We start from the raw sequence: 12,145 nt of genomic DNA on the forward strand, positions 1-12,145 counted from the left end.
CGGTGACCTCAGCGCCAACTGTTGGCACGGGTGTCACCCCGCCGCATGCCACCATCCGGGGGCCTGCATCTGATCGGCACCGCCGAGGGCATTCCCATCATCTGGGGACTGGCCAACCCCGAGATCGGCGGAACGCGACGTCATCCGCGCGCTGCCGTCGCCAGCCACACCACCCGCCGCCCGAAGGCCATTCGGACTCACTCCGCTAGGGCAGGTCGTGGCCGCCGTAGGCGGGGTCTATCTCCTCGGGCTCGACGCCGAACAACTCGGCGACCTGCTCGGTGACGACGTCGCCGACGAGGACGCGCAGCTTGGCGGGGTCGGTGGCGCGGGTCTCGACCGGGCGGCGGAACACGACGACGCGGGCCGGCAGGGCGCCGGTGCCGGCGTAGGCGCGGGCCAGTGGCACCCAGCTGCGGTCCCAGTCGTCGAGCGCGGGGACGTCCTCGACGGCGAACTCGACCTTGGCCAGCTGGTCCTGCCAGCGCCGGTCGAGCCGCTCGACGGCGGCGATGACGAGGTCGTCGAAGCGCTGCGCCCGCGACACCGAGAGCGGGGAGTCGGACGGCGCCAGCGGGCCGCGCATACCCCGCCCGTGGCGGTCTCGGCGGATCCGCGGCAGGCTCACCCCGGACGGGGTCTCGGGTCCGGGCACACGGCGGCTCATTCTGGGCAGACTAGCCGTGTTTGGCGTGCCGTGCCCGGACGACACCGCGCAGACGCTAGCCTTCCCCTGTGAGTCCGATGCGTCGCTGTTCACGATCAGCCTGTCCGCGGACTGCTGTCGCGACGCTGACCTACGTCTACGCCGACTCCACCGCCGTCCTGGGCCCGCTGGCCACCTACGCCGAGCCGCACAGCTACGACCTCTGCTCCGAGCACTCCGAGCGGCTGGTCGCCCCGCGCGGCTGGGAGGTCATCCGGCTGGCGCCGGACCCCGCGGCGCTCGGCCCCAGCAACGACGACCTGCTCGCGCTCGCCGACGCCGTCCGCGAGGCCGGCCGGCGGCCCGAGCCGGCGCCCGCTCCGCCGATGGCCGGCGAGGGCGGCGGCGCCCGCCGCGGGCACCTGCGCGCGCTGCCCGACCCCGACGCCTGAGTCACCGCCTCCTCCCACCGGGCCGGTGGCCGGCCGGGTAGGGTCGAGCGCGTGCGCGATCTGGTCCCGATCCTCAAGGCCTACGACATCCGCGGCGTGGTGCCCGACGAGCTGGACGACGAGACGGTGCGGGCCATCGGCTGGGCAGCGGCGCACGTGCTGGCCGACGGCCGCGGCGCGATGGTCGTCGGGCACGACATGCGGCCCACGTCGCCTGAGCTGGCCGAGGCGTTCGCCGACGGCGCCACCGCGGCCGGCGTCGACGTCGTCATGGCGGGACTGACCAGCACCGACCAGCTGTACTACGCCAGCGGCGCGCTCGGTCTGCCCGGCGCGATGTTCACCGCCAGCCACAACCCAGCCCGCTACAACGGCATCAAGCTGTGCCGCGCCGGCGCCGCGCCCGTCGGCTACGACACCGGGCTGGCCGAGATCAAGGCGCTCATCGACGACGGCGTCGACACCCCGGTGGCGGCGCGCGGCCGGGTCTCGCACCGCGACACGCTCGGCGACTACGCCGCTCACCTGCACGGCCTCGTCCCGCTCGCCGGCGGCCGCCCGCTCACCGTCGTCGTCGACGCGGGGAACGGCATGGCCGGGCACACCGTCCCGGCCGTCCTCGACCTCCCGGACCTGACGGTCATCCCGCTGTACTTCGAGCTGGACGGCACGTTCCCGAACCACGAAGCGAACCCGATCGACCCCGCGAACCTCGTCGACCTCCAGGCCGCCGTCCGCGAGCACGGCGCCGACCTCGGGCTGGCCTTCGACGGCGACGCCGACCGCTGCTTCGTCGTCGACGAGCGGGGCGAGCCGGTGTCGCCGTCGGCCCTGACGGCGCTGATCGCGGTGCGCGAGCTGGTGCGAGCGCCGGGCTCGTCCGTCGTGCACAACCTCATCACGTCGAAGGCCGTGCCCGAGATCGTCGCCGAGCACGGCGGCGCCCCGGTGCGCACCCGCGTCGGCCACTCGCTGATCAAGCAGACGATGGCCGAGACCGGCGCCGTCTTCGGCGGCGAGCACTCCGGCCACTTCTACTTCCGCGACTTCTGGCGGGCCGACTCCGGCATGCTGGCCGCGTTGCACACGCTGGCCGCGTTGCGCGCCGAGTCCGCCCCGTTGTCGCGGCTGCTCGCGCCGTACGAGCGCTACGTCGCGTCCGGCGAGATCAACAGCACGGTCGACGACGCCGAGGCGGTCACCGCGCGGGTCGAGGAGGCGTTCGGCAAGGCGCCCGACGTCACCACCGACCACCTCGACGGCCTCACCGTCGAGTTCACCGGCACCCCGATGTGGTGGTTCAACCTGCGCCCGTCCAACACCGAGCCGCTGCTGCGGCTCAACGTCGAGGGCGCCGACCGCGCCGTCATGGAACAGGTGCGCGACGACGTCCTGGCCGTGGTCCGAGGGGGACACGAATGAAGCTCGACCCGACGCTGCTGCAGGTCATCGCCTGCCCGGTCTGTCACAGTGCGCTGGAACCCGACGACGCGGCCGGCGAGCTGCTGTGCAGCGGCTGCCCGCGGGCGTACCCGGTGCGCGACGACATCCCCGTGCTGCTGGCCGACCAGGCCCGCACCCGTCCGGCGGAGTAGCCCGCGGTGTTCTTCGACGGCTCGCTCGACGGCCCGGACGCGTTGGGCGTCATCGACCCGGTCCTGCGCGACATCGCCGGCTGGGGCGCCCAGGTCCGCCTCGCCGAGGTCGCGTCCGCCGACGCGCTGGCCGCGCTGGCGCCGGGCGACCGGCCGCGGGCGATCGTCGCCGGCGGCGCCGACGGCCGGCTGTTCCGGGCCGTGCTCGAACCGGTCTGCCCGGTCCCGTTCGTCGCGTGGCCGCACCGCGGCCTGCCCGGCTGGGCCGGCCCGCTCGACCTCGTCGTCGTGGTGTGCCGCTCGGGCCAGGGCGAGGACGAGATCTCCGCCGTCGCCGAAGCTCGCCGCCGCGGCTGCGCCCTGCTCGTCGCCGCGCCGCCCGACTCGCCGATGGCCGCGGCCGCCGCCGGTCGCGGCACGACGTTCCTGCCGGCCGGCAGCGCCGACCCCACCGCGCTGGCCGTCCCCGTCCTGCGCGCCCTGCACGTCATGGGCCTCGGCCCGCAGGTGGAGTCCGAGCCGGTCGCCGCCGCCCTCGACGACGTCGCGGAGCGGTGCGGCCCGAGCGTCCCCGCCGACGTCAACCCGGCCAAGGAGCTCGCCCTCGGCATCGCCGACGACGTCCCCGTCGTGTGGGGCGGGTCGGTGCTGGCCGCCCGCGCCGCCAGGAGGGTCGCCGAGGCACTGCGCTCGGCCAGCGGCCGGCCCGCGCTGTCGGGCGAGGCCGACCAGCTGGCGCCGATACTGGAGGGCGCGCCCGAGCCGGACCTGTTCGCCGACCCGTTCGAGGACGGCGGCTCCTCGGCGCCCCGCCCCGCCCTGATCATCCTCGACGACGGCGCCGACAGCCCGGCCGCGGTCGCCGGCCGGGCCCGACTGGACGCCGCCGCCGGTAGCGGGTCGGTGCGGGTCCAGGAGGTCCGCGCCACCGAAGGGCCGGACATCGGACGGTTCGCGGCGCTGCTGGCCACCGGCCGGTTCGCGGCCGCCTACCTGGCCCTCGGCCTCGGCCGCCCGGCCTGAGGTCAGCGCAGCAACCGCACCTCGGCGCCGACGTCGAGACCGGACCACGCCTGATCCGCGGTGAGCGCGGGCGCCTGGAGACGTCCGGCCAGCGCGAGGCAGCAACGATCGCCGAGCGACAGGCCGGCTGGTCGCGTGGCCGGGTACAGCTTCGCGGCGCGCATCGCGTCCTCGCGGGTCAACGGCTCCACCGTCACGCCGAGAACGGTCAGCAACGTGCCCTGCCGGTCCGCGTCGCCGCCGTGGAAGGCGATCTTCTGCAGCGTCTCGGACCAGTTGGCCGCGCTGACGTGGGCCTCTTGGAGCAGCGGCGGCACGGATTCGTGGCCGGGCTCGGCGTAGAGGTAGGCCAGGATGGCCGAGCTGTCGAGGACGATCAACGGCCGGCCTCGGGGTCGTCGGCGGCCGTCTGCGCTCGGCGGTCGGCGATCAGTTCGTCGACCACACTGCCCGACGTCGTGCGCGACTCGAGTGCCTCGCGTTGCAGTCGCGCCGCAAGGTGCGCTCGTTCCTCCAGGATGAGTCTGCCGTCCTCGACGTAGGCCACGAGAGGCGTGCCCGGCCGGAACTCGAGCTCCTGGCGAAGCTGCGCAGGGATGAGCACGCGACCCTGCTCATTGACAGTTATTGTCGCATGTGTCATGTCGACATCGTATCTGACACTGTGTTGCGGGCTGAGACCTGTCTTGGGGCTGCGGGCGGGTCAACTAGGCTCTCGGTTCGTGGCCGTGCTTCTGGACAATCCCGTGCGTTCCTATGCGTGGGGTTCGCCCACCGTCATCCCCGAGCTCCTCGGCCGCGCGCCGTCCGGGCAGCCGGAGGCCGAGCTGTGGGTCGGCGCGCACCCCGGGTCCCCGTCGACGGTGGTGGGCGACGGGCGGCCGCTGTCGGCGCTGATCGAGGCCGACCCGGCCGCGACGCTCGGCGCGGCGGTCGTCGGGCGGTTCGGGCCGCGGCTGCCGTTTCTGCTGAAGGTGCTGGCGGTCGAGCGGCCGCTGTCGATCCAGGTGCACCCGACCATTGAGCAGGCGGTCGAGGGCTACGACGCCGAGGACGCGGCGGGCCTGGCGCTCGACGACCCGCGCCGCTCGTACCACGACCGCAACCACAAGCCCGAGATGGCGGTCGCCGTCACCCCGTTCGACGCGCTTGTCGGCTTCGACGACCCCGCCGAGGTCGCCGCGTCGCTGGAGCAGTGCGAGCACACCGACCTCGTCGGCGCCGCCGCCGTCCTGCGCGAGAGCGACGGGCTGGAGCGGCTGGTCCGCCGCTGGCTCACCCTCGACGACGCCGCGGCCACGCAGATCGTCACGGCGCTGACGGCGGAGGCGTCGGCCCGGCGCGACGACCCGCGGTTCGCGCTGGTGCACCGGCTCGCCGAGGTGTACCCGCACGACCGCGGCCTGCTGCTGGCGCTGCTGCTGCGCCACCACACGCTGGCGCCCGGCGAGGCGGTGTTCGTCCCGGCCGGCGTCCCGCACGCCTACCTGTCCGGCGTCGCCGTCGAACCGCAGGCCAGCTCCGACAACACGCTGCGCGCCGGGCTGACGCCCAAGCACGTCGACGCGCCCGAGGTGCTGCGGATCCTGCGCTACGAGCCGCACGGCGCCGTCGCGGTCACGCCGGTCCCGGCCGGCCCCGGCCTGGAGCGCTACCCCGTCGACGGCATCGACGAGCTGGGGCTGAGCCGGGTGCGGCTCACCGCCGGAACCGCCGTGCCGGTGCCCGGGCCGCTGCTGGTGCTCGTCGTCGAGGGGACGGCGGCCGTCGACGGCGTCAGGCTGACGCGCGGGCGGGCCGCGTTCGTCCCCGCCGCCGAGTCCGGCGCGACACTCACCGGCGACGGCGTGGCGTTCACCCTGACGACGGCGCTCGACCAGGCACGATAGTCCTCGACCTCGACACGTGAACCGGAGCGAAGGAAACCATGGCCACTGAGGGTGGTACCAAGGCCGTCGTCGCGGCCCTGCTGGCGAACAGCGGCATCGCGATCACCAAGTTCGTCGCGTTCGCGCTGACGGGTGCGTCGTCGATGCTGGCCGAGGCGGTGCACTCCGTCGCCGACGCCGGCAACCAGGTGCTGCTGCTGGTGGGCGGCCGGCGCGCGCAGCGCAAGGCGACGCCGGAGCACCCGTTCGGCTACGGCCGGGTGCGCTACGTGTTCGCGTTCATCGTGTCGATCGTGCTGTTCAGCCTCGGTGGCGTGTTCGCCCTGTACGAGGCGTACCACAAGTACGAGGAGGTGCACGCGGGCCACCCGAACGAGCTGCTGGAGAGCAAGTGGTGGTGGGTGCCGATCGTCGTGCTGGTGGCAGCGATCATCATGGAGTCGTTCTCGCTGCGCACCGCGATCGTCGAGTCCAACCACGTCCGCGAGGGCCGGTCCTGGGTGGTGTTCGTCCGCCGGGCCAAGTCGCCTGAGCTGCCGGTCATCCTGCTCGAGGACATCGGCGCGCTGCTCGGCCTGGTGTTCGCGCTCATCGGCGTCGGCCTGGCCCTGATCACCGACAACGCCTACTGGGACGTCGCCGGCACCGCGGCCATCGGCGTGCTGCTGGTCGTCATCGCGGTGATCCTGGCCATCGAGATGTCCAGCCTGCTGATCGGCGAGGGCGCCGCCGCCGAGAACGTCGAGAAGATCCTCGCCGCGGCCACCGCCTCCGACGACATCGGCCGCGTCATCCACCTGCGCACGCTCTACACCGGCCCGGAGGAGCTGCTGGTCGCGGCGAAGCTGGCGGTCCGGACCGACCAGACCGGCGAGCAGATCGCGGCCGCGATCAACGCCGCCGAGGAGCGCATCCGGGCGGCGCTGCCCGAGGCCCGGCACATCTTCCTCGAACCCGACATCGACCGCGCGGCGGCGCCCGCGCCCGATCCGTCCTAGTCGTCGCGCGGTTCGCGGTCGGCCAGGATCTTGTCGACGGCGTCGGCCTGCTCGGTGTGCCCGGTGGCGCGGTAGCTCCGCTGCGCGTCGAGGAGGTCGGCGCGGGCTTCGTCGGCCCGCTCGCCCTCGGCCGGCCCGCTGCGTTTGCCCGCGGCGGTCAGCTCGGCCAGCCGGTCCCGGAACCCCGGCGGTTCTGGTCGCGAGTACTCGACGTCGGCCCCTGGCTCCCGGTAGGCGGCCAGGTCGTCCAGGCTCACCCCGCGAGCCTCCAACCATGCGCGGGCCGCTGAACGGACCCGCTCAGGGTGCCGGTACGGGATGTCTCGCATGTAGGTGGTCATCCGATGGCGGCCCCAGCGCTCACGCGGGACCGGGTACGGATCGTCCGGTGGCGGCTCCGCTCCGAACACGTCGAACCAGAGATTGCGCAAGATCTCATCGGTGGTCCACTGTGTCTCGGAGCTGTATGGCGGCTCGGAGGAATCACGGATGTGCGCGGCGAGCTCGTCTCGGAAGCCGAGGATGTCGTCGTGGTTGGTCCGCACCCAATCAGGAACGCTCTCGCACGCCTCGTAGTAGAAGTCCAGCAGCTCGGCCTGGTCGTTGCTGAAGACCTGCATCCATCGATCGAACTCGGGGGTCTGGTCCATCACAGCTCCATGTAGGCAACTCGTCGTGGGTCGTCGGCGAAGTAGCTGGTGACCAGTCGCCACGAGTCGTTCTTCTTCTTGACGAAGATGATCAGGCTACCGGGCCGCCTGCCGCGGGCGATGGTGTCGTGCTCGCGAACAGCCGGTGCGGGACCGTGACCTGCCATCGAGCTGTCACGCGCCCGAAGCCACATCTCTTCGCCCGCCTCGGTGTCGGTACCCGGTGCTCGGATCGTGAAGACGTCCTCAGACGTGATCCCAGTATCCGATGGGCGAAGAAGTGCCTTCACGATCGTCTGACCGTTTGCCTTGCCGTCGAGAAAGGCGTCGAGGTCCGCCTGTGTCGGCCCAGCCGCCCTGAGAATCGCGAGAAGTGGTTTGGCCACCGCCGCCGGCGAGGTGTAGTTGCCGGCGGACGTGCCGACCTGGTGCGGTCCGTTCCCGTACTGCCGCCAGGTGTCGGCCGAGCCGTCGGTGTTGAGCCGCCAGCCGTCGACTCCGGCAGGATCCAGACGCCACTGGGCGCGAGCGATCTGGTGTTCGCGGCGCAGGTGATGGCCGTGGCGTTCGACGGCGTGCGCCGATACTCCTAGCAACAGCTTCAGCACTGTGGCCAGTTCCTCGGGCGGGCACGCCGCCACCACCTGGCCGATCGCCTCTACCTGGACCTCTCTGGTCGGCAAGTGCTGTTGGACGAGCGCGGCGTCGTGGGCGGTGGTCTGAACGCTGGGTGCGGGCGCGGGCGGCGGCTGCCAGCGAACCGGGGCCGGGCCGTCGCCGTCGCCGTCGCCGGGGCGGAGGAGGGCGTCGATCTCGTCGGCGTGCTGGATGAGGGTGTGCGCCACCTCGGCGAAGGTGTCCTCGCGGGTGGCCGTCAGATGGGTGCCGATGAGCCGGATCTCGTGTGCCGTGCCCAGCAGCGACCGGCGCAGCTCGGCCGACGGCGAGGTCGAGGCGGCCGCCTCCACGGCGCCGGTCGTCGCGTCGATGCGGGCGCGGACGGCGCCGTCGAGGTGTTCGGCGAGGTCGGGCAGTGAGTCGAGGGCGGCGCGCAGCGACTCGGCGGCGTGCCGCACGCCGCCGTCAGCGTCGTTCCCCGAAGTCATCCGCCGCCCTGCATCGTGTCGATCTATCCGAACCACGGTAGCGGGTGAGCGGCGACAACGTCGGGGGTAGACTCCAGATGACCACACCGGCGCAGGTGATGCCGCGGACCCAGATGGGTCGCGCCGGGTCGGACGATCGTCGAGGCCGCTTCGTCGTGCCCGCGTCCGACCCCTGACACCCATCCCGCTGAGAGGAACCGTTCCATGTCCCTCGATTTCAAGGTTGCTGACCTGTCGTTGGCCGATTTCGGTCGTCGTGAGATCCGTTTGGCCGAGCATGAGATGCCGGGTTTGATGGCGATGCGTGCCCAGTTCGGGCAGAGCAAGCCGTTGACCGGTGCCCGGATCACGGGGTCGTTGCACATGACGGTGCAGACGGCGGTGTTGATCGAGACGCTGGTGGCGTTGGGCGCGGATGTGCGCTGGGCCAGTTGCAACATCTTCTCCACCCAGGACCACGCGGCCGCCGCGATCGCCGTGGGCCCCACCGGGAGCGTGGACGCGCCGGCGGGGGTGCCGGTGTTCGCGTGGAAGGGGGAGTCGTTGGAGGAGTACTGGTGGTGCACCGAGCAGGCGTTGACCTGGCCCGGCCACGCGGGCCCGAACATGATCCTCGACGATGGTGGTGACGCGACGCTGCTGGTGCACAAGGGGGTGGAGTTCGAGAAGGCCGGCGCCGTCCCCGACCCCGCGGCCGGTGATGCGGAGGAGTGGCGGGTGGTGCTGGGCCTGCTGAAGCGCTCGCTGGCCGAGAGCGACACCCGGTGGACGGCGATGGCGGGAGACATTCGCGGGGTGACGGAGGAGACCACGACCGGGGTGCACCGGTTGTACGAGATGATGCGCGACGGGGCGTTGTTGTTCCCGGGTATCAACGTGAACGACTCGGTGACGAAGAGCAAGTTCGACAACAAGTACGGGTGCCGGCATTCGCTGATCGACGGGATCAACCGGGCCACCGATGTGTTGATCGGTGGCAAGGTGGCGGTGGTGTGCGGGTACGGCGACGTGGGCAAGGGGTGCGCGGAGTCGCTGCGCGGTCAGGGCGCGCGGGTGGTGGTGACGGAGATCGACCCGATCTGTGCGTTGCAGGCGGCGATGGACGGCTACGAGGTCACCACCCTGGATGAGGCGATCGAGCGGGCCGACATCGTGATCACCGCGACCGGGAACAAGGATGTCATCACCGTGGAGCATCTGGCGCGGGCGAAGCATCAGGCGATCATCGGGAACATCGGGCATTTCGACAACGAGATCGACATGGCCGGGCTGGCCGCCGTCGACGGTGTGGTGCGCACCGAGATCAAGGCGCAGGTGCACGAGTGGGCGTTCCCGGATGGGCACACGGTGATCGTGTTGTCCGAGGGGCGGTTGTTGAACCTGGGGAACGCGACCGGGCATCCGTCGTTCGTGATGTCGAACTCGTTCACCAACCAGGTGCTGGCGCAGATCGAGTTGTTCGCGAAGACGACCGACTATCCGCTGGGGGTGTACACGCTGCCCAAGCACCTGGACGAGCAGGTGGCCCGGCTGCACCTGGACGCGCTCGGGGTCAAACTCACCGAACTCACGCCGGCGCAGTCGTCCTACCTCGGCATCCCCGTCCAGGGCCCGTACAAGAGCGAGCACTACCGCTACTGAGTCACGCGGGGCGGACGAGGCGCGCGTTGCGGGCGTAGACCCGGAAACCGAGCGCCTCGTACGCCGCCCGCGCGGCCGGGTATCCGTCGTCGCCGCGGGCGCAGACCCGGGCGTCGCGGGCGCCGAGGTCCCGGGCGGCTCGCAACGCGGCCAGCGAGGCCGCTCCCGCGAGCCCGCGCCGGCGGTGTTCGGGCGAGGTCCCGACCGGCTCCAGCACGGCGGCGTCGCCGTCGACCCAGGCGAGCGCCGACGCGGCCGGGGTGCCGTCCGGCGCGACGATCAGCTGGTCCAGCTCGGGCCGGTACGACGGTGCGCGCTGTATGCCGCGGTAGACGGCCTCCGACATCGTGACGCCGAACGCGACGGAGTGGATTGCGGCCCGCGCGGCGGCATCGGGCGGCCGCCAGGTGTACCCGTCCGGCAACGGCGCGGCCGCCGGGAGCCCGTCGAGCGGGCGGCGCAGGTGGGCGAAGAACCGGTCGTCGTCGCGGCGCGCGTAGCCGTGCTCGCCCAGGGCGTCGATCAGCTCGGTCTCCGCGTCCAGGACGGTGACCGTGTGGCCGCCGAACCAGGCCACGACCTGCGCCGTCAACGCGAGGTGGGACGGGTCGAGCTGGAGGTCCAGACGTCCCCCGCGGTCCCACGCCCATGCCACCACCTCCCCGCGGTGCCGCCAGTACGCCGTCCGCCAGGCCGGGTCCGGCCCGCCGTGCTCGTACCAGAACCACGCCAGTTCGCCCGGATGCCACCGGCTGGACCAGCTCCACAGCCGCCCGGCGAGATCGCGCATGGCGGCCAGCTGCTCCGGCCCGGCGTCGTCGACCCGCTGGTAGCCGCCGGTCACGACGGCGGGGCGAAGCCGCCGTCGGTGCGCGACGGCGGCCTCGGCTGTTCCACCGGGGGTGGCGGATCGGACGGTGGTGGTGGCTGCGCCGGCGGCCGCATCGCCGGGTCGCCGTAGCGCAGCGCGTCGCGGCGGCGGCGTTCGGCCAGCACGGCGGCGAGGTAGTCCCACGGCGGCAGCCCGGGCGGTGGCGGCGGGCTGACCAGCGCGGACACCTCGTTGGCGAGGTCGACGGCGAGCCGGGTGCGCACGTCGGGCGCCAGTTGCGGCGCACGGGCCAGCAGCGACCGCGCGGCCATGGCGAGGCGGTCGGGCAGCCGGGACAGCTCCAGCGACGCCGCCCACGGCGCCAGCCGGGGGTCGAGGACCGGCAGCGGCGCGGCCGTCGACGGTATGCGTTCGCGGACGACGACGGTGCCGGCCAGCACGTCGCCGATGCGCTTGCCGCGCGGGTTGAGCAGCGAGCAGACCATGGCGCCGACGCCGAGCGTCAGCACGAAGTCGGCGAACACCCCGGCCAGCGCGCGGACCAGGGCGTGCCGGAACCGGATCGGCCCGCCGTCGTCGCGGACCACCCGCAGCCCGGCAGCCGCCTTCCCGACCGACTTGCCGCGGGTCAGCGTCTCGACCGTCGTCGGGATGACGACCAGCAGGAACACCGTCCCGCCGATGATCAGCGCCGCCGCCAGCGCTTCGTCGACGCCGGGCGCGATCTGGCCGAGCAGGAGCAGCAGCGCGAACCCCAGCACCGCCAGGATGAGGGCGTCGAGGAGCAGTGCGAGCGCACGCGAGGGCAGCTTGGCCAGCCGCAGCTCGAGGGGGACGGCCTCGCCGGTCACCAGGTCGCTCACCCGGCCAGTCTGCCGTAGCCGGGCCCGCTGTCCGAAACGCGACATGTTGCTGCGGGTCGTGGCCACCGTCGACGGCGACAGCGTCACCCAGACGGTCGAGCGCGCCCACGGCCGGCGGTGACGGGCGCGTGGCGTGGCGGGGCGGGCGCGGCATGGCGCGGCGTGGGGCGGTGCGGTGCGCCGTGGCGCGGTGTCCACCCCTCCCGGCCGGGTGGGCCACCAACTCTACGGCCGCGCACCGACAACGTCCGCGGCCCGCGGGCGGCGGTGATGGGGCTCGAGTGCGGCGCCCGGCGTGGTACAGCAGGTCGTCGCGTGGGGTGGCGTGGCACGGCAGGGGCGCGGCGTGGCGCGGTGTCCACCCCTCCCGGCCGGGTGGGCCACCACTCTACGGCCGCGCACCGACAACGTCCGCGGCTGCGGCCGGCGGTGACGGCTCGAGCGCGGCGG

14 protein-coding genes are annotated in these 12,145 nt (G+C 72.9%); 7 read left to right on the forward strand and 7 right to left on the reverse strand.

The window, feature by feature from the left end; genetic code table 11:
* Positions 1 to 205: 205 nt before the first annotated feature.
* The gene (locus BLU82_RS02320) at positions 206 to 667 is read right to left on the reverse strand and encodes a metallopeptidase family protein (RefSeq protein WP_092615072.1); all 462 of its coding nucleotides are present in this window, start codon (positions 665 to 667) and stop codon (positions 206 to 208) included.
* A gap of 68 nt (positions 668 to 735) precedes the next feature.
* On the opposite strand from BLU82_RS02320, the gene BLU82_RS02325 reads away from it, so the two are divergent.
* From BLU82_RS02325 to BLU82_RS02340, 4 genes are read left to right on the forward strand one after another with little or no spacing between them, the layout of a single operon-like run.
* Positions 736 to 1,098, forward strand: a complete 363-nt coding sequence (locus BLU82_RS02325; protein WP_092615075.1) for a DUF3499 domain-containing protein — start codon at positions 736 to 738, stop codon at positions 1,096 to 1,098.
* Between the two features lie 51 nt (positions 1,099 to 1,149).
* Positions 1,150 to 2,520, forward strand: a complete 1,371-nt coding sequence (locus tag BLU82_RS02330; RefSeq protein ID WP_092615078.1) for a phosphomannomutase/phosphoglucomutase — start codon at positions 1,150 to 1,152, stop codon at positions 2,518 to 2,520.
* Complete coding sequence (locus BLU82_RS02335) at positions 2,517 to 2,693, forward strand: Trm112 family protein (RefSeq protein ID WP_092615082.1); 177 nt, start codon at positions 2,517 to 2,519, stop codon at positions 2,691 to 2,693. The genes BLU82_RS02330 and BLU82_RS02335 overlap by 4 nt, the downstream gene beginning before the upstream one ends.
* Before the next feature lie 6 nt (positions 2,694 to 2,699).
* Positions 2,700 to 3,716, forward strand: a complete 1,017-nt coding sequence (locus BLU82_RS02340) for an SIS domain-containing protein (RefSeq protein WP_092615085.1) — start codon at positions 2,700 to 2,702, stop codon at positions 3,714 to 3,716.
* Between the two features lie 2 nt (positions 3,717 to 3,718).
* On the opposite strand, the gene BLU82_RS02345 is transcribed toward BLU82_RS02340, so the two are convergent.
* Positions 3,719 to 4,096, reverse strand: a complete 378-nt coding sequence (locus BLU82_RS02345) for a type II toxin-antitoxin system VapC family toxin (RefSeq protein WP_092615088.1) — start codon at positions 4,094 to 4,096, stop codon at positions 3,719 to 3,721.
* Entirely contained in the window at positions 4,093 to 4,359 is a 267-nt protein-coding gene (locus BLU82_RS02350; RefSeq protein WP_092615091.1) for an AbrB/MazE/SpoVT family DNA-binding domain-containing protein, read from the reverse strand. The genes BLU82_RS02345 and BLU82_RS02350 overlap by 4 nt, the downstream gene beginning before the upstream one ends.
* Before the next feature lie 79 nt (positions 4,360 to 4,438).
* Between BLU82_RS02350 and manA the strand changes: the two genes are divergently transcribed.
* The gene (manA, locus tag BLU82_RS02355; protein ID WP_197682685.1) at positions 4,439 to 5,605 is read left to right on the forward strand and encodes a mannose-6-phosphate isomerase, class I; all 1,167 of its coding nucleotides are present in this window, start codon (positions 4,439 to 4,441) and stop codon (positions 5,603 to 5,605) included.
* Positions 5,606 to 5,643: 38 nt separating this feature from the next.
* Positions 5,644 to 6,603: a cation diffusion facilitator family transporter gene (locus BLU82_RS02360; RefSeq protein ID WP_092615098.1), complete on the forward strand. Its 960-nt coding sequence runs from the start codon at positions 5,644 to 5,646 to the stop codon at positions 6,601 to 6,603.
* Here BLU82_RS02360 and BLU82_RS02365 read toward each other — a convergent pair.
* Both BLU82_RS02365 and BLU82_RS02370 read right to left on the reverse strand, forming a co-directional pair.
* Complete coding sequence (locus BLU82_RS02365) at positions 6,600 to 7,253, reverse strand: hypothetical protein (RefSeq protein WP_092615101.1); 654 nt, start codon at positions 7,251 to 7,253, stop codon at positions 6,600 to 6,602. The two genes, BLU82_RS02360 and BLU82_RS02365, sit on opposite strands and share 4 nt — an antisense overlap.
* Positions 7,253 to 8,329, reverse strand: a complete 1,077-nt coding sequence (locus BLU82_RS02370; protein WP_157740483.1) for a hypothetical protein — start codon at positions 8,327 to 8,329, stop codon at positions 7,253 to 7,255. Before BLU82_RS02370 ends, BLU82_RS02365 begins: the two co-directional genes overlap by 1 nt.
* A 234-nt stretch (positions 8,330 to 8,563) precedes the next feature.
* Between BLU82_RS02370 and ahcY the strand changes: the two genes are divergently transcribed.
* Positions 8,564 to 10,000 (forward strand): adenosylhomocysteinase, encoded by a 1,437-nt coding sequence (gene ahcY, locus BLU82_RS02375; RefSeq protein ID WP_092615109.1) that lies wholly within the window; start codon positions 8,564 to 8,566, stop codon positions 9,998 to 10,000.
* A 1-nt stretch (position 10,001) separates the two neighbouring features.
* Here the strand turns inward: ahcY and BLU82_RS02380 are convergent, their stop codons facing one another.
* Together BLU82_RS02380 and BLU82_RS02385 are read right to left on the reverse strand one after the other, a co-directional pair.
* Positions 10,002 to 10,844 (reverse strand): GNAT family N-acetyltransferase, encoded by an 843-nt coding sequence (locus tag BLU82_RS02380; protein ID WP_092615112.1) that lies wholly within the window; start codon positions 10,842 to 10,844, stop codon positions 10,002 to 10,004.
* The gene (locus tag BLU82_RS02385) at positions 10,841 to 11,695 is read right to left on the reverse strand and encodes an RDD family protein (RefSeq protein ID WP_197682686.1); all 855 of its coding nucleotides are present in this window, start codon (positions 11,693 to 11,695) and stop codon (positions 10,841 to 10,843) included. Before BLU82_RS02385 ends, BLU82_RS02380 begins: the two co-directional genes overlap by 4 nt.
* Between the last annotated feature and the right edge of the window lie 450 nt (positions 11,696 to 12,145).

This window comes from Jiangella sp. DSM 45060 (assembly GCF_900105175.1).
GTDB lineage: Bacteria > Actinomycetota > Actinomycetes > Jiangellales > Jiangellaceae > Jiangella.